General features: G+C 72.9%; 18 protein-coding genes. 11 read left to right on the top strand and 7 right to left on the bottom strand.

What is annotated here, in order from left to right; all coding sequences use genetic code 11:
- Positions 1 to 31: 31 nt before the first annotated feature.
- The gene (locus ACIRRS_RS07940) at positions 32 to 1,003 is read right to left on the bottom strand and encodes an SPFH domain-containing protein (RefSeq protein ID WP_402966549.1); all 972 of its coding nucleotides are present in this window, start codon (positions 1,001 to 1,003) and stop codon (positions 32 to 34) included.
- A gap of 72 nt (positions 1,004 to 1,075) precedes the next feature.
- Between ACIRRS_RS07940 and ACIRRS_RS07935 the strand changes: the two genes are divergently transcribed.
- Genes ACIRRS_RS07935 through ACIRRS_RS07920 form a run of 4 tightly spaced genes read left to right on the top strand, consistent with a single transcriptional unit; the run spans position 1,076 to position 4,021 of the window.
- On the top strand, positions 1,076 to 1,855 hold the full coding sequence (locus ACIRRS_RS07935) for a uracil-DNA glycosylase (RefSeq protein ID WP_402966547.1): 780 nt from the start codon (positions 1,076 to 1,078) through the stop codon (positions 1,853 to 1,855).
- The gene (locus tag ACIRRS_RS07930) at positions 1,852 to 2,313 is read left to right on the top strand and encodes a hypothetical protein (RefSeq protein ID WP_402966545.1); all 462 of its coding nucleotides are present in this window, start codon (positions 1,852 to 1,854) and stop codon (positions 2,311 to 2,313) included. Before ACIRRS_RS07935 ends, ACIRRS_RS07930 begins: the two co-directional genes overlap by 4 nt.
- Positions 2,310 to 3,311, top strand: coding sequence for a hypothetical protein (locus tag ACIRRS_RS07925; protein ID WP_402966543.1), 1,002 nt, complete (start codon positions 2,310 to 2,312; stop codon positions 3,309 to 3,311). Before ACIRRS_RS07930 ends, ACIRRS_RS07925 begins: the two co-directional genes overlap by 4 nt.
- Positions 3,308 to 4,021 carry a hypothetical protein gene (locus tag ACIRRS_RS07920; RefSeq protein ID WP_402966541.1) on the top strand — a complete coding sequence of 238 codons (714 nt, stop codon included), beginning with the start codon at positions 3,308 to 3,310 and terminating at the stop codon, positions 4,019 to 4,021. Before ACIRRS_RS07925 ends, ACIRRS_RS07920 begins: the two co-directional genes overlap by 4 nt.
- On the opposite strand, the gene ACIRRS_RS07915 is transcribed toward ACIRRS_RS07920, so the two are convergent.
- Positions 4,018 to 4,884: a CHAD domain-containing protein gene (locus ACIRRS_RS07915; RefSeq protein WP_402966539.1), complete on the bottom strand. Its 867-nt coding sequence runs from the start codon at positions 4,882 to 4,884 to the stop codon at positions 4,018 to 4,020. The genes ACIRRS_RS07920 and ACIRRS_RS07915 overlap by 4 nt on opposite strands.
- Before the next feature lie 106 nt (positions 4,885 to 4,990).
- On the opposite strand from ACIRRS_RS07915, the gene ACIRRS_RS07910 reads away from it, so the two are divergent.
- The 4 genes from ACIRRS_RS07910 to ACIRRS_RS07895 all read left to right on the top strand — a co-directional run bounded on the left by ACIRRS_RS07910 (position 4,991) and on the right by ACIRRS_RS07895 (position 7,763).
- A complete protein-coding gene (locus ACIRRS_RS07910; protein WP_402966537.1) occupies positions 4,991 to 5,389 on the top strand; it encodes a hypothetical protein in 399 nt (132 codons plus the stop codon).
- A 51-nt stretch (positions 5,390 to 5,440) separates the two neighbouring features.
- Positions 5,441 to 6,115, top strand: coding sequence for a hypothetical protein (locus ACIRRS_RS07905; RefSeq protein ID WP_402966535.1), 675 nt, complete (start codon positions 5,441 to 5,443; stop codon positions 6,113 to 6,115).
- Positions 6,116 to 6,236: 121 nt separating this feature from the next.
- Complete coding sequence (locus ACIRRS_RS07900) at positions 6,237 to 7,028, top strand: thioredoxin domain-containing protein (protein ID WP_402966533.1); 792 nt, start codon at positions 6,237 to 6,239, stop codon at positions 7,026 to 7,028.
- A 90-nt stretch (positions 7,029 to 7,118) separates the two neighbouring features.
- Positions 7,119 to 7,763, top strand: coding sequence for a vitamin K epoxide reductase family protein (locus tag ACIRRS_RS07895; protein WP_402966531.1), 645 nt, complete (start codon positions 7,119 to 7,121; stop codon positions 7,761 to 7,763).
- A gap of 28 nt (positions 7,764 to 7,791) precedes the next feature.
- On the opposite strand, the gene ACIRRS_RS07890 is transcribed toward ACIRRS_RS07895, so the two are convergent.
- Genes ACIRRS_RS07890 through ACIRRS_RS07880 form a run of 3 tightly spaced genes read right to left on the bottom strand, consistent with a single transcriptional unit; the run spans position 7,792 to position 9,833 of the window.
- On the bottom strand, positions 7,792 to 8,865 hold the full coding sequence (locus tag ACIRRS_RS07890) for a serine hydrolase domain-containing protein (RefSeq protein ID WP_402966529.1): 1,074 nt from the start codon (positions 8,863 to 8,865) through the stop codon (positions 7,792 to 7,794).
- Positions 8,866 to 8,912: 47 nt separating this feature from the next.
- On the bottom strand, positions 8,913 to 9,416 hold the full coding sequence (locus ACIRRS_RS07885; RefSeq protein ID WP_402966527.1) for a GNAT family N-acetyltransferase: 504 nt from the start codon (positions 9,414 to 9,416) through the stop codon (positions 8,913 to 8,915).
- A 24-nt stretch (positions 9,417 to 9,440) separates the two neighbouring features.
- Positions 9,441 to 9,833: an ankyrin repeat domain-containing protein gene (locus ACIRRS_RS07880; protein WP_402966525.1), complete on the bottom strand. Its 393-nt coding sequence runs from the start codon at positions 9,831 to 9,833 to the stop codon at positions 9,441 to 9,443.
- Positions 9,834 to 10,176: 343 nt separating this feature from the next.
- Between ACIRRS_RS07880 and ACIRRS_RS07875 the strand changes: the two genes are divergently transcribed.
- From ACIRRS_RS07875 to ACIRRS_RS07865, 3 genes are all read left to right on the top strand, one after another.
- Positions 10,177 to 10,371 carry a hypothetical protein gene (locus ACIRRS_RS07875; RefSeq protein WP_402966523.1) on the top strand — a complete coding sequence of 65 codons (195 nt, stop codon included), beginning with the start codon at positions 10,177 to 10,179 and terminating at the stop codon, positions 10,369 to 10,371.
- A gap of 113 nt (positions 10,372 to 10,484) precedes the next feature.
- On the top strand, positions 10,485 to 12,092 hold the full coding sequence (locus ACIRRS_RS07870; RefSeq protein WP_402966521.1) for a hypothetical protein: 1,608 nt from the start codon (positions 10,485 to 10,487) through the stop codon (positions 12,090 to 12,092).
- 287 nt (positions 12,093 to 12,379) lie between these two features.
- Entirely contained in the window at positions 12,380 to 12,754 is a 375-nt protein-coding gene (locus ACIRRS_RS07865) for an RNA polymerase-binding protein RbpA (protein WP_188300504.1), read from the top strand.
- A gap of 102 nt (positions 12,755 to 12,856) precedes the next feature.
- On the opposite strand, the gene fxsA is transcribed toward ACIRRS_RS07865, so the two are convergent.
- A complete protein-coding gene (gene fxsA, locus ACIRRS_RS07860) occupies positions 12,857 to 13,453 on the bottom strand; it encodes an FxsA family membrane protein (RefSeq protein ID WP_402966519.1) in 597 nt (198 codons plus the stop codon).
- 55 nt (positions 13,454 to 13,508) lie between these two features.
- Positions 13,509 to 15,149 (bottom strand): apolipoprotein N-acyltransferase, encoded by a 1,641-nt coding sequence (lnt, locus tag ACIRRS_RS07855; protein ID WP_402966517.1) that lies wholly within the window; start codon positions 15,147 to 15,149, stop codon positions 13,509 to 13,511.
- Between the last annotated feature and the right edge of the window lie 108 nt (positions 15,150 to 15,257).

Genomic DNA, 15,257 nt, shown 5'->3' with positions numbered 1-15,257 from the left:
CGGGGTGCCCGGCGCCACCGGGGAGCCGTCCTCAGGCGGCCCGCCCCGGCTCCTCGCTCCGCCCCTCTCCCTCCCCCTCGCTCCGCGGCGAGGTCCGCAACACCTCGTCCAGCGCCGGAAGTTCGCGCGCCTCCACCGTCTCGACCGCCTCGGGCTCCAGCTCCTCCGCCACCCCGGCCTGCCGCGCCACCTTCACCGCCGCAGCCGCCGCGGCCGCCGCCAGCACCTCCCGCTGCTGGTTCTCCGTCGCGCTGTCCAGGAACCGCAGCAGCTCCACCGGGAATGGCAGCACCAGCGTGGAGTTCTTCTCCGCCGCCACCTCCACCACCGTCTGCAGCAGCCGCAGTTGGAGCGCCGACGGCGTCGCGCTCATCACCCGGGCCGCCTCCGACAACCGCTCCGACGCCTGGAACTCGCCGTCCGCCGTGATGATCCTCGCCCGCCGCTCACGCTCCGCCTCCGCCTGCCGGGCGATCGAGCGCTTCATCGACTCCGGCAGCGCCACGTCCTTGATCTCCACCCGGTCGATCTGGATGCCCCAGCCCAGCGCCGGACTGTCGATCATCAACTCCAGCCCCTGGTTGATCGGTTCGCGGTTCGCCAGCAGGTCGTCCAGCTCGCTCTTGCCGATGATCGAGCGCAGCGAGGTCTGCGCGACCTGGGACATCGCGAAGTGGTAGTCCTGCACGTTGACCGTGGCCTTCACCGGATCGAGCACCCGGAAGTACACCACCGCGTCCACCCGTACGGTCACGTTGTCCCGGGTGATGCCCTCCTGCGCCGGGATCGGCATCGTCACGATCTGCACGTTCACCCTGCGCAGCCGGTCGGCGATCGGCATCAGCGCCACCAGCCCGGGCTCGCGCACCTCCTCGCGCACCCGCCCGAAGCGGAACACCACACCCTTCTGGAACTGCTGGACGACGCGGATGCTCAACCCCGCCCACAGCGCCCCCAACCCCGCCAGCCCCCCGATCGCCCCCAGCACCGCATCGACGATCATCACGGCCTCCTCAAGGCCAACGCGCACACCGGCGCACGTTCCACGCTACGCCCGACCTCTAGGATCACCAGCATGCCGCTGTGCCCGGCCGACGAACCCGGCCACCCCCAGCACCCCGCCGAGGCCGCCGCCCGCGCCACCGGACTCGCCGACCTCGACCGCGTGGTCACCCACTGCCGGGCCTGCCCCCGCCTCGTCGAGTGGCGCGAGGAGACCGCCCGCACCAAACGCCTCGCCTACCGGGACCAGGACTACTGGGCCCGCCCCATCCCCGGCTTCGGCCCGCCCGACGCCCCGCTCCTCCTCGTCGGCCTCGCCCCCGCCGCCCACGGCGCCAACCGCACCGGCCGCATCTTCACCGGCGACCCCTCCGGCGACCTCCTCTACGCCGCCCTGTACGACCTCGGCCTCGCCGACCGCCCCGAGTCGGTCCGCCACGGCGACGGCCTGGAACTGTACGGCGTCCGCATCACCGACCCCGTCCGCTGCGCCCCGCCCGAGAACAAGCCCACCACCACGGAACGCGACACCTGCCGCCCCTGGATCACCCGTGAACTCCAGTTCCTGCGCCCCACCGTCCGCACCGTCCTCGCCCTCGGCGGCTTCGCCTGGCAGGCCGTCCTCCCCGCCCTCGCCACCGCCGGCTGGCAGATCCCCCGCCCCCGCCCCGCCTTCGGCCACGACGCCGTCGCCACCCTCCCCTCCCGCACCCCCGGCCCACCCCTGCGCCTCCACGGCTGCTACCACGTCAGCCCCCGCAACACCAACACCGGCCGCCTCACCCCCACCATGCTCCGCACCACCCTCCGCGAAGCAGCCCTCTCCGCAGGCCTCCACCCGAACCCCATGTGACCCTCCTGTCACAATGCGCCATATTCATCGCCGTCCTGACGTACCATCACACCGGCAGTTTGTTGAGCCGCCGTCAGAAGGGGCTGATGGTGCGCGTATCAACGGCTGTGACTCCGAACGCGACCACCAAGGGGGAGGCCGCTATGGCGGATCCGGGGTTCAAGGTTCAACCCGCCGCACTGACGACCTACGGCCACGTCACACAGACGCAGTCCGAACACCTGAGCACCATCAGGTGGAAGCTCGCCTCGATCACACTGAAGTCGAGCGACTTCGGCCATCTGCCGAACGCACAGCACCTGTTCGACGAGTACCACCTGCACGCGACCGCCGAGCAGCAGAACCTGAGCGACCTGGCAGACATCCTCTCCGACGTGGTGACGGGCCTCGGGCACACGGCGCACACCTACGTGAACAGCGAGAAGGACGTCACCACCGTGTACGGCGGCGCGACATGACGACACCCGGGGACGCGGTCCAGCCGCTCAGCGACGCCTTCAAGTGGACCCGGGACTTCATCAACGAACCGATGCTCCCGCTTCCCCACATCCACAACCCGGTCAAGGAAGGAATCGACTCGGGCCTGGACCACCTGGTCAAGATGGCCCTCGACTCCACCGGCCTGATGGACATGCTGGAGAAGGTCACCGGAAACCTCACCGCGCTCACCACCGCCGCACAGGAGTGGCAGAACCAGGCCAAGGCCCTGCGCCACCTCGCCGACGAACTCCGCCGAGGCGGAGGCGCGTTGGCCGTCCAGTGGAAGGGTCAGGCCGCCGACGCCTTCGGCACGCACATGGGCGAGGCCGTCGCGGCCGTCGACGCCACGGCCACCGACATGGACCGGACGGCGCACCTCATCAGCCAGGCCGCCGAGGCGTGCAGGCTCGCCGAGGAGACGGTCATCGAGATCATCCGGGAGGCGATCGAGGCGCTGGCCGTCACGCTGGCGGGGCTGGTGGTCCTCGACATCATCACCGTGGGCATGGCGACGATCGTCGACGCGCTGGTGGTCGACGCGGAGATCGAACTCTTCATCGCGCGCGTCGGCAAGGTGTCCGAAGAGCTGGCGGAAACGCTCAGCAAGCTGAAGAAGGCCGTTCAGGCGCTCAAACGCGGCGGAGGGTCTATCTCGAAGGCCACTGAGGCTGCCAAGGAGTTACGCCAGTACGTCGGGTTCATGAACCGCTTCAAGCTCATGCGCGAAGCCGCTCACAATCCGTCCTTGGAGACCTTCGGCAACGTCATCGCCGCCAAGGCCGCCAACAAGATTGTCAAGGCCCCCCTCCACTTGCTTCTCGGTGACGGCGCCCCCGTGGCAGCGGCCGAGCACGACCTCGCCAAGGATCCCTCCGTCAACGCCGTCACCGATGAACTGAAACACGACCTCGGGGTCACACAGGACCCTCCTCCCTACCGGGTGCCCAAGAGTCGGATCGAGGAGGCGTTCGGATGACCACCGCCCGGCCGCTGGTGTTCGCACCGGAGCACTACTACGGCGGCACGCCCTTGCAGGATTTGGTCGAGGGCCGACTCCACCCCGGGGAGCCGCTGCTCGGTATCGTGGAGTTCGACCTGAGCCGCCTCCTCGACCCCCGGCTGCCACGCAAGTACCGCAGGCCGAAGGCCGGGCGGTCGGAGCCCGACGGCTGCTTCACCGCCGTGTTCATGCTCTTCCACTTGACCGAGGTGCTCTCCGAGGCTCTCGAAACGGGCATCGATTCACTGCTCCGCCGCCGACGCGTTCGGCGGCTGGGCCCCGCCGGCGCCCCGTTCGCCGGAGGCTGGGAGAGCCGGGCCGGAGAGTTCGTCATCGTGGTGCGCTCCGGGCACGAGAAGGACACCGAGTACAACAACAACGACGCCCTGCTCGCCTACACCGACCGACGGGTCCTCGTCCTCGACAGGGTGTCCAGGGACCTGGAACTGCTGGCCGAACTGCCCCGCCAACAGCTCGGTCGGCTGGAGAACAAGCAAACCGAGAGGTCGCTGCGCATGGACCTGCACTTCGCCGACGGCTCGTCGATCGCACTCGATCTCTACCGCGACCACGCGGCCGCACTCGAAGCCATGCACCAGGGCCGCATCGTGCCGCATCAGCCGCGGCCGGAGTCGAAGAAGTGGCGCCCGAAGTGGCTCTTCCGGCAGGGACGGACAGCCGACTAGCCGAACCGTGTCAGCTTGCGGCCCGAGGCGCGTTTCCACACCCCTGGCAGGCGCTCGCGTGCCGCCTCCGCCGCCGCCAACTGCCGGGCGTACAGGGCGCCGTAGGCGAAGGGTTCCGGGCTCGTCGGGGCTTCGCGTGTCAGGGTGGCGGCGGCCACGACGGCGTCCTGGTGGTCGCCGAGGAGTTCCTGGAGGGCCTTCATCCGCTCCGTGTAGCGCGCGGCGCCCGGCCCCGCCGTCTCGCCCGTGTAGCGGGCGCGTTTGGCGGCCTTGCGGGCCTCGTGCAGCGCCGCGTCCCGCGTCTCCGGCGGGGCGGCGAGGGCCGCGTGGACGCGCCTGCCCGTGCGGCGTTGTTCGCGGGCGGCGAGGCGGGTGAGGGCCGGGCCGGCGGGGTGGCGGGCGCGGGGGCGCAGGGGCGGGTCGGCGAGGAGGCGGCCGAGGGAGGTGCCGAGGGCGCGGCGGCGGGGGCTGTCGAGGGCGGCCGTCACCTCGGGCCAGGCCCGGCGGTACTCGGCGCGCCCCCAGCGCTCCAGCTCGCGGGCGACGCGTTCCGGCCCGCACGCGGCGGGCAGGTCGCGGGCCTGTGCGGCCAGGCGGGCGGTGAGGACCTCGCCGTCGCGGGCGCGGCCGAGGGCGGCGGCGAGCCAGCGCAGGTCGGCGACCAGGTCGTCCGTGGAGCCGGGGGCGAGGTAGCGGCGGAAGGTCCGCAGGGCGCTGCGCAGCCGGCGGCAGGCCACCCGCATGCGGTGCACCGCGTCGGGTTCGTCGGCCCGTACGGCGTCGTCGAGCCCGGCGAGCACGACGGCCTGCGCCTCGATGCGGGCCATCAGCACCTGCCCGACCGTGGTCCCTGACCCGGCCATGCGCACACCCCCTCGAAGAGGTCGCCTTCCAGGCTAGCCCCGCGCTGTCGGACCTCGCCGCTACGGTTCGGCCGTTCTCGGTTGTCCGACAGATGGGGGCGGTTCGATGGGTGCCAGCGGTTGGAGCTACATCACGGCGTACGGGGGCGACCTCGAGGCGGCCGTGGCCGCACTGCACGCCAGGGTGTTCGAGGAGGAGTACGGCGACGGCTCCGGGTACGAGAGCCTGGAGGAGCTGCACGCCGACGAGGAGTTCATGGGCACGGAGGGCACCCACAGCATCCTCGACGTCGACCACACCTGCCTGAGCCCCCTCGCCCCCGACCGCCTGCTGCACCACTTCGGTACGGAGCGCCCGACGGTCGCCGGGTTCGAGGAGCGGGTCGACGACCTCCTCGACGAGTGCCCGGGCCGGTGGACGGGCTGCTACGTCCTCCTCCACCCCGACCTCCGCTCCGACAGCGGGCCGACCCACCTGGGAATCGTGGGCATCTCGGGGGACTGACCCCGTACGCGGCCTCGTGCGCGGCGTAAGGGCCATGGCATACTCCGGGACGTGACGACCTCCAGCCATGTGATCAGGGGCCTGCGGGCAGCGGTGTTCACCGCGCTCGCCGTGCCGCTGTCCGCGCTGGGCCAGGTCGTCATCACCGGTCGCCCGCTGCCGCTCTCCCTGGTGGCCACCGCGACCGCCGTCGTCTTCGTCCTCGCCGCCGCACTGGCCGGCGGGGAGCGGCGGCTGCTGCACATCTCCGGCGTGATGGTGCCGGTGGAGCTGCTGCTCAACACGACGTTCAACCTGGGCCAGACCGGCTGTGGGCCGGTCCTGTCCGGGCAGATGCCCTCCCGTGGGGTGAATCTGCTGGTCTGCGGCGGCGGTTCGATGGACGGCTCCTGGTTCGGCGGCCCGCTGGGCCACGCCGGGCAACTGGCGCCCGCCGCCACCCAGTTCCTGCTCCTGTTCGTGCACCTGGTGATCGCCCTGGCCGCCGCCGCCTGGCTCCGCCTGGGCGATGCGGCCCTGTCCGGCCTGGCCAGGGCGCTGCGCGCGCTCGGCGCCTCGCTGGCGCGCCCGCTGCGCGCGCTCGTCCTCCTGCTGATCCCGGCCCCGGCCCGCCCGGTGCTGCGGGTGCCGCTGCCGGTCTCGGACGGCGCACGGCCGCGCCGCGAGGCCGTGGTCCTGAGCCCGGCGCCGCGCCGGGGCCCGCCGGCCTTCGCGCCTGCCTGCTGACCTCGAAGAACCGTCACCGGGCAGCGCGCTCGACTCCGCAGTGATCCCCGGCCGCCCCCGCATCGGGCGCGGCGGCCGTCGCGTACAGCCGCGCACAGCCGCGTACAGGAGTTGAATCCCCATGTCCCAGAACCAGAACAAGCGCGTCAGCAGCCGTGAGCGCCTCCAGGAGCTGCACCGCGTCGAGAAGGCGGCCGCCAAGCGCCGTCAGCGGATCGTGGTGGCGGTGTCCTCCGTCGCCGTGCTCGCCCTGATCGGCGGGGTGACCCTCGCCATCACCTCGGCGAAGAAGGACGACAAGCCCACGGCCGCGAGCGCCCTGGTGATACCGGCGAACGCCACCGGCGACGGCGGCACCGTGATCACCCTCGGCAAGGCGGACGCCCCGCACACCATGGAGGTCTACGAGGACTTCCGCTGCCCGGTCTGCAAGCACTTCGAGGCGGCGAACGGTGCGACCACGGCCAAGCTCACCGAGGACGGCCAGATCAAGGTCGACTACCACCTGGCGGCGTTCCTGGACAAGAACCTGACCGGCAAGGGCTCGCACTACGCGCTGGCCGCCGCCGGCGCCGCGCTCAACGAGGGCGTGGACAAGTTCAAGGCGTTCCACGACGTGCTGTACGCCAACCAGCCGGACGAGCGCGAGGACGGCTTCGGCGACGTCAACCACCTCCTCGACCTCGCCGGCCAGGTGCCCGGCCTGAAGACGGACGCCTTCGTGAAGGCCGTCCAGGACGGCACCTACCTGCCCTGGGCGAACAAGGTCGCCGAGAAGTTCAACGACAGCGGGGTGACGGGCACCCCGACCGTGAAGGTGGACGGCAAGCCGATCAGCCTGTTCGCCGGCAACGCCGTGGTGAGCCCGGAGCAGTTCACCGCGCAGGTCAAGCAGGCCGCCGGCCTCCAGTAGGCGGCAGCCGCAGTACGACGCACGGCACGCACCACCGGCCCGGCCGATCTCCGGCCGGGCCGGCCCTCCCAGCTTCCGGAGTGAGCAGCCATGACCGCCGCCGCCACCGTGCCAGCCTCCCGTCCCGCTCCCGCCCCCTCCCCCGCCGTCGCCGCGAGCCGGGCCTTCGCCCTGCTGCTGTTCCTCGGCGGACTGGTCGGCCTGGTCGCCTCGGCCGTGCTGACCTTCGACAAGCTGCGCATCCTCGAGAACCCGTCGTACGTCCCGAGCTGCAACATCAACCCGATCATCAGCTGCGGTTCGGTGATGCGCACCGACCAGGCGGAGGTGTTCGGCTTCCCCAACTCCCTGCTGGGGATCGCCGCCTTCGGAGCGCTGGCGGCCGTCGGCGCGGGCCTGCTCGCCGGGGGTGCGTACCGGCGCTGGTTCTGGCTGGGCCTCCAGGCGGGCACCACGCTGGGCCTGCTGTCCGTGCACTGGCTGATCGACCAGGCGCTGTACGACATCGGCGCGCTGTGCCCGTACTGCATGGTGGTGTGGCTGACGGTGGTGCTGCTGTTCTGGTACACCACGCTGCACAACCTGCGCTCGGGCGTGATCCCGGTGGGCCCGAGGGCGGCGGCGGTCGTCCGGGAGGCGGCGCGCTACCACTGGGCGCTGCCGGTGCTGTGGGTGGCGGTCCTCGCGCTGCTGGTGCTGAACCGGTTCTGGTTCTACTGGAGCACCCTCCTCTGATCCCCGAACGTCTGATCCCCGAACGGGTTCACCCGAAGACCGCTCGCCGGTAGGCGTTCCGCAGATCGGTGAGCGGCCCGGTGTTCCGGTCGTAGTGCACCTTGTTGGTCAACAGCACGGCCCAGCGCCCGAGTTCGCGCGAGACCCAGATCCCCGTGCCGGTGAACCCGTAGTGGACGAACGTCCCCTCGGCCGCCTCCGTCCCGGGCGCGACCATCCAGGACAGGCCGCGTACGGGCTCCAGCCCGCCGGTCTGGTCCCGCAGGGACTCGGCCGTCCAGTCGCCGCCCCAGCCCAGCCCCCGGGGCGGGTCGAGCACCGCCGTGAGGAACCGGCCGAGGTCCCAGGAGGTGGAGAACGCACCGGCGTTGCCGGAGACGCCGCCGAGCAGCCGGGCCGAGGGGTCGTGCACCACCCCGCGCAGGAAGCCACCGGCCCGCTCCTCGCGCTCGGTGGGCGCCGTACGGCTCAACTCCCGCTCCGCCAGAGGACCGTAGCGGGTGTCGGTCATCCCCAGCGGCTCCCAGACCCAGCGCGCCGCCAGCTCGTCCAGCCCGGCCCCGCCGAGGTCCTCGACGATGTACGCGAGCAGGACGGCGGCCCGGTCGGTGTACTCCACGGCCCTGCCGGGCTCGCGGTGCAGCGGCGCCCCGAGCACCCCGGCGCGGATCGCGGCCGGGTCGGGCCCGTAGAGCTTCTCGAAGCGGGTGAACGGGAGCAACCCAGCGGTGTGCGCCATGAGTTGACGGATCGCCACCCCGCCGACGCGCCGCCCTCCAGCCGGTGCCCACCAGCGGCCGAGCGGCTCGTCCAGCGGCAGCAGCCCGTCCTGCCAGAGCACCCCGGCGCAGGGCCAGAGCGCGAGGACCTTGGTGACGCTGGCGAGGTCGTAGAGCGTCCGCCGCCCCGGAGCCAGAAGCGCGTACGGGCCCTGCCCGAGCACCCCGTGGGCGCCGCCGCCGAGCGGGCCGCGGGCGTCGCCGACCGCCCAGACGGCGCCGGCCCCGACGGCGCGCACCCCCTCGCGCACCAGCGTGTCCAGGGCGCCGCCGGGCGCCGCCAGCTCGGGAAGCCGGCCGGCGCCGGGCTCCTGCTCGTTCATCCGCCACCCCCTCGGGACGACGGGAACCTACCCGGCGCGGACCGCCCTCAGACGGCCGCGAGCTCCTTGCCGAGGCAGATGCTCTGCGGGTGGTCCTTGTAGATGCCGAACTTCCGTATCGCGGCGTACCCCTCGGAGCCGTACAGCGCGATGGCCTCGGGCTGCTCGGTGCCGGTCTCCAGGATGAGCCGGGTGCGGCCGGCCTCCGCGGCGGTGACCTCCAGGCGGCGCAGCACGGCCCGGGCCAGGCCCCGGCCGCGCGCCTCGGGGACGACGAACATCCGCTTGAGTTCGGCGTCGCCGTCGCGCAGGCCGTCCGCCCCGGCCCGCTTGGCCCGCCAGCCGCCGCAGGCGACCGGCCGCCCGTCGAGGTAGGCGATCATGAACAGACCGGCCGGCACCTCGAAGTCCTCGGGGTGCATCACGGTCTCGTCCGGGTCGCCGTAGCGGCGGACGTACTCCTGCTGCACCTCCTCGGCGAGGGCCTGCGCGTCGGGGTGGCCGTAGCCGGTGACGCGGAACTCGACGGTGCCGGCGGTCGTGGTGTCCATGGGTGAAAAGCCTACGACCTGCGCCTATCGATCTTCGAAGCGGGCGACGAGCTGCTCCTTGCCGAACATCCGGGCGGTGTCCAGCGCGCTCGGGGCGCCCGCCGCCGGGTCGGCGCCGCCGGCCAGCAGGGCCTCCAGGACGTCGTCGGCGCCCTTGAAGACGGCCCCGGCGAGCGGGGTCTGGCCCCGGTCGTTGGCCCGGTTCGGGTCGGCGCCGTGCCGCAGCAGGGTTTCGACGGCGGCGGCGTGGCCGTGGTAGGCGGCGAGCATCAGCAGGTCGTCGCCGCGGTCGTTGGTGAGGCCGACGGGGGCGCCGGCCTCCAGCGCGGCGGCCAGGGTGGCGGTGTCACCGGTGCGGGCGGCGTCGAAGAGCCTCCCCGCGAGGGCGATCACATCGGCGTCGGGGGCGTCGGTCATGGGGATCGGCCTTTCCGTCGTGGGTCGGGGGCGAGCACGGCCGTACCGAAAGCGGCGGTACGGCGTACGGCCGCACGGTTGCGCGGCCATTGGAGCGAACTTACCGACCCCCCGGGAAACTTCCCGCCCGTTCGCCGGGAATGCCTCGCCGGGCCGACACCGCACCGGATCCGGGCGGTGCCCGGCCCGCCTCCTCGGCCGGTTCGCATACCTCCGTCCGGCATCCGAAGCGGCATTGCGCGGCAGAACCACCCATTTGCCCCGTTCCATCATCTATTACTTTTTGTCACGATTAGAGCACTTTCCGTGACACTGCCCTGTCCCCCTCCCCGAGGAGCAGAACGTGATCCTCTCGATTTCCGGCATCGTCCTGTTCGGCACCATCGCCTTTCTGTTCTTCCGCAGGGACGGACTGAAGGTCTCCCACGCCGTCGTGTGCGCCCTCTTCGGCTTCTACATCGCCGGCTCCGCGATCGCGCCGAGCATCACCGCGGGCGGCGCCAGCCTCGCCAGCCTGCTCAGCGGCCTCAAGCTCTAGGGCTCGTCCCGCCCGCACGGGCCCGGGCGCGGATTCCCACCGCCCCGGGCTCCGTCGTACGACCCACCACCCCGTCCCACCCGACCCGTCCCACCCGCCCGGGGAGTCACGCCATGCCGCTCCACCGCCATCTCGTCAAGGGCCGCGAGATCGCCCGAACCGCCGGGGACCACGCCTCCGACATGTTCGCCCCGCTCACCGTGATCAGCCGGGGCCTGCGCCACCACAGCGCCTGGGCCAAGGGCCGCTGGCAGGCCACCCCGAAGGAGCGGCGCGGCCCGACGCTGTTCCTCACCGCGGCGATGCTGATCGGCGTCTACCTGCTGCCCCACGGCCTGCTGTTCGCCCTGATCGCCCTGATGGCCAGCGCCGCCTGGGCCGGCCGCGCCCCCAAGGCCGCCCCCGCCCCGGCCGCCCCCGACGTCGCCGACGTCAAGCTGGGCGCGCTCTACGCGGCGCTCACCCCGTACCTGTGCGGGCCCGAGGACGCCAACCCGATGTACCACTTCGAGGGCGACTGGAAGAGCGCCTTCGGCTCCTGGGAGTTCGACGGCGAGGGCCGCCTCGCCCGGCTGGAGCTGGGCTACCCGGCCTACTTCACCGACACCGAGCCGGCCGCCCGCGCCCGGATCGAGCAGGTCGTCCAGGGCAAGGCCGGGCGGGCCCGCGAGTACCGCTTCGACTGGGACGAGGAGTCCAACCGGCTGCGGATCGCCGCGCTGGCGCCGCTGCCCGCCGACATCACCGCCCAGCGCTTCGTCGCCGCCCCCGGCGAGATCGTGCTCGGCTTCACGGACGAGGACGGCACCGCCCGGACGATCCCCGTGCACCGGGGCGGGGCCGTCGCCCAGCAGCCCCCGGTCGTCTGGCGCACCGGCCCGCGCTCCTCCGAACCGCACCTGCTGGCCCTCGGCACCGCCGGCCACGGCACGTCCAGCCTGGTGCGCTCCGTCGCCCTCCAGGCCCTGCCCTACGCCGACCTGGTGGTGATCGACGGCGCCGGCACCGGCGAGCACGCCTGCCTGGTGAACCGCCCCGGCGTGCACACGGTGGAGACCAGCCTGCACGGCGCCCTCGCCGCCCTGGAGTGGGCCGCCCAGGAGACGGACCGCCGCCTCGCCGCCCTCAACGCCGCCCGGCACGCCGGCACCGCCCCGCCGGAGGACGTCACCCGGCCGCTGTGGCTGCTCCTGGACCACCCCACCGAGCTGAGCGAGCTGGCCCGGGCCGAGGGCCGCCCGGACCCGCAGGACCTGCTGGAACTGCCGCTGCGTCACGGCCGGGCCGCCCGCGTCACCGTGGTGGTCGCCGACGACGTCACCGCCCACGACCGCCTCACCCCGACCGTCCTCGCCACCACCCGGGCCCGGGTGCTGCTCGGCCCCACCGGCCCCGAGGAGGCGTACGTCGCCCTGGGCGCGGCCCTGGACATCGTGCCCGCCGCCCACGCCCCGGTCGGCCGCGGCTACGCCCGGATCGGCAACGCCGCGCCCGTCCGCCTCCAGGTGCCGGCCACCGTCGACCCGCTGGACGAGGAGGCCCCGGCCTCGCTGCGCGACGCGGTGATCGCCCTGCTGCCGCACCGCGACACCCGCACCGAGGCCCCCGCCGGCGCGCCGCCCCGCCCCGAGCGCCCGCCGGTCGTCCCCGGCGCCGAGCAGATCCGCCCGGTCGACCTCGCCAAGGACGAGCCGATGATCCGCTCCCGTCCGATCTCCTGAAAGCCGTACGCTCGGGCCCCGACGGGGGCGGCGAATGCCGCCGGATCCCCGCCCGGTACGCTCGACGCGGAAAGTCCGCACGATCACCAGGTGTGAAACAGGTGACACCTTGGGTGATATCCCCGGCCAGATGTGACAAATCGGGCGTTGATGGGTACAAACAGGGGCGGCACAACAGACGACGCATGTCCCGGGACGGGAATCTTCGTCGGAAGCCGAGCGTTGACCGAACGACGAAGAACAGCGACCACTAGTCCTGTGGGCCATAAGCCCGGGAGGCACGATTCATGAGCGAGCGAGCTCTCCGCGGCACGCGACTCGGGGCCACCAGCTACGAGACCGACCGTGGCATTGACCTGGCGCCCCGCCAGACCGTCGAGTACGCGTGTCAGAACGGACACCGTTTCGAGGTTCCCTTCTCGGTCGAGGCCGAGATCCCCTCGACCTGGGAATGCCGATTCTGCGGCCAGGAGGCCGCCCTTCTCGACGGCGACGAGCCCGAGGAGAAGAAGACCAAGCCGACGCGTACCCATTGGGACATGCTGATGGAGCGCCGGACCCGTGAGGAGTTGGAGGAGGTGCTGGCCGAGCGGCTGGCCGTGCTCCGCTCCGGTGGGATGAACCTCGCGGTGCACCCGCGCGACACCCGCAAGAGCGCCTGACGGAGCCCCCGCCCCGCGCGGGAGCACACACGAAAAGGGACCCTGGTCACCAGGGTCCCTTTCGCGTACCCGCCGGATCCGCCTGCCGGAGTACCTGCCGGATCAGCCGTTGAGCGGCGGGCGGTAGCCGGTGTCGGGGCCCTGGGGCCCCTGGCCGCCCTGCGGGCCGCGCGGGCCCGCCTCGGGGTCGAGGACCTCGCCCTGGATGACCTTCCCGTCCGGGCGGTGGATGCGCATCTGCTCCTGCAGCCGCATCGCGTCGGCGAACGGGTCGGCCCCGGCCGTGCCGACGCTGCGCAGGGCCTTGTCCGCCGCCCTGCGCCCGGCGGCCCGCCACAGCGCGCGGGTCGGCGGGAAGAGCAGGGTCAGCGCGATCAGGTCGGACAGGAAGCCGGGCACGATCAACAGCAGCCCGGCCCCCACGGTCATGCTGGTGCCGGTCTGCGGCTGCTGGGACTGCGGGTTCTTGCTCTGCTCGATCGCCGCCGAGAGCGCCTTGAGCCCGGCGCGCTTGATCAGCGAGCCGCCGAGCAGCGCGCCGCCGATGAGCAGCAGCAGGACGGTGAAGCCGCCCAGCCACGAGCCCACCTGGACCAGCAGCCAGATCTCCAGCACCAGCCAGGCGGTGATCAGCAGCGGCAGCACCCGGCGGAGGCGGCTGCGCGGGGCCGGACGGGCGGGGGTAGCTTGCTGGGTCACGGTACGAATCCACTCCAGGCGGTGCTCTGCGCGCCGCACGGGAGGTCCGGGCCGGCTACGGCACCACCTGGTCCAACGATTCCCGCCCGGCCGGTGTTCCGCCCGTCGGGCGGCGTCGGCGGCCGAGCACGACGGCCGCGGCGCAGGCCAGCAGGCCTCCGAGGGCCAGCGTCCACTCCGGCAGGGCACCGACGCGGTCGGCCACCGTGGTGCCGTCGCGCAGCGGGACGGTGGCGGACAGCTCGGCCGGGGTCAGCTCCTCGGTGCGCTGCTCGACGGTGCCGTCCGGGGCGATCACGGCGCTGATGCCGCTGGTGGCGGCGATCAGGACGGCGCGGCCGTGCTCGACGGCGCGCAGGCGGCTCATCGCGAGCTGCTGCTCGGGCTGGCCGGTCCTGGCGTACGTCGCGTTGTTGGTCTGGACGACCAGGACGCGGGCGCCGCTGTCCACGGTGTCGCGGACGATCTCGTCGTAGGCGACCTCGAAGCAGATGACGTCGCCGATCCTGGCCGGGCCGAGCTGCATGACGCCGTTGTGGTCGCCGGGGTAGAAGTCGCGGGCCACGCGCTGGAGGCGGGTGACCACCTTCATCAGCTGGGCGCGGAAGGGCACGTACTCGCCGAAGGGGACGGGGTGCTGCTTGGTGTAGGAGGCGCCGGGGCCGGTGATCGGGTCCCAGACGATGCCCTCGTTGCGGACGTGCTGCGCGTCCGGGCCGTCCACCAGGGTGCCGACCAGGGTGGGGACGCCGATGGCCTTGACCGCCTCGTCGATGCGCTCGTTGGCCAGCGGGTCGCTGAACGGGTCGAGGTCGGAGGAGTTCTCGGGCCAGATGACGATGTCGGGCTTGGCGACCTTGCCGTCCCTCACGTCCATGGCCAGGCGCTCGGTCGCGGCGGCGTGGTTGTTGAGGACCATCATCGGGCGGCCGAGGAAGTCCATGCCCGGGTTGGGCACGTTGCCCTGGACGATGGCGACCTTGACGGTGTCGTCCGCCTTCGTCGGCACCGGCACGGCGTACCCGGCGACCAGGGTGGCCACCGCGCCGAGCCCGGCCAGGGCGGCGGCCCTCGGAGCGCGGGCCGGGCCGCGCAGGCGCAGCACGGCCCAGGCCAGCAGCGTGCCGGAGAGCGCGACGGCGAAGGTCACCAGCGGGGCGCCGCCGAGCGCGGCCAGCGGGGTGTACGGGGTGGCCGTGTTGGCGAAGGCCAGCCGGCCCCAGGGGAAGCCGCCGAGCGGCAGCCGGTCGCGGGCCCACTCCTGGGTGACCCAGAGGCAGGCCGCCCACAGGGGCCAGCCGGGCAGCCGGGAGGTGCCGGCGAGGGCGCCGCCCATGGCGGCCAGGAACAGCGCCTCGACCACGGACAGGCCGACGGTGGCGTCCCAGCCGACCACCCGCAGCCAGCTGAGCAGCATCAGGAAGAACGGCAGGCCGAAGGCGAAGCCCGTCCAGGCGCCCTGGCGGACGGTGCGGCCCCGGGTGAGCAGCGAGAGCGCGGCCACGCCGAGCAGGGACAGCGGCCACAGGTCGTACGGCGGGAAGGCCAGCGCGAGCAGCAGGCCGGCCACGGCCGCCAGGCCCGTCCGGGCCAGCCCGGCGCGGACCTTGGCGAGCACGCGGGCGACCAGGCCGGGGCGCGGCGCCGGTTCCTGCGGCTCGGCGGCGGCTCCTGGCCGCTCCTGCGTGACGGGCATGGCCACCGGCACACCATCTTCCTGGACTTGCACGTTCGGACGCTGTCGGAAGAAGGTACCCCGAACGAGCGGGACAGGTGGGGTGAGGGTGACGGCGGGCCGTCAGCG

The sequence above is a fragment of the Kitasatospora sp. NPDC101183 genome (assembly GCF_044767945.1).
GTDB lineage: Bacteria > Actinomycetota > Actinomycetes > Streptomycetales > Streptomycetaceae > Kitasatospora.
This window is presented reverse-complemented; position numbering and strand designations above follow the sequence as displayed.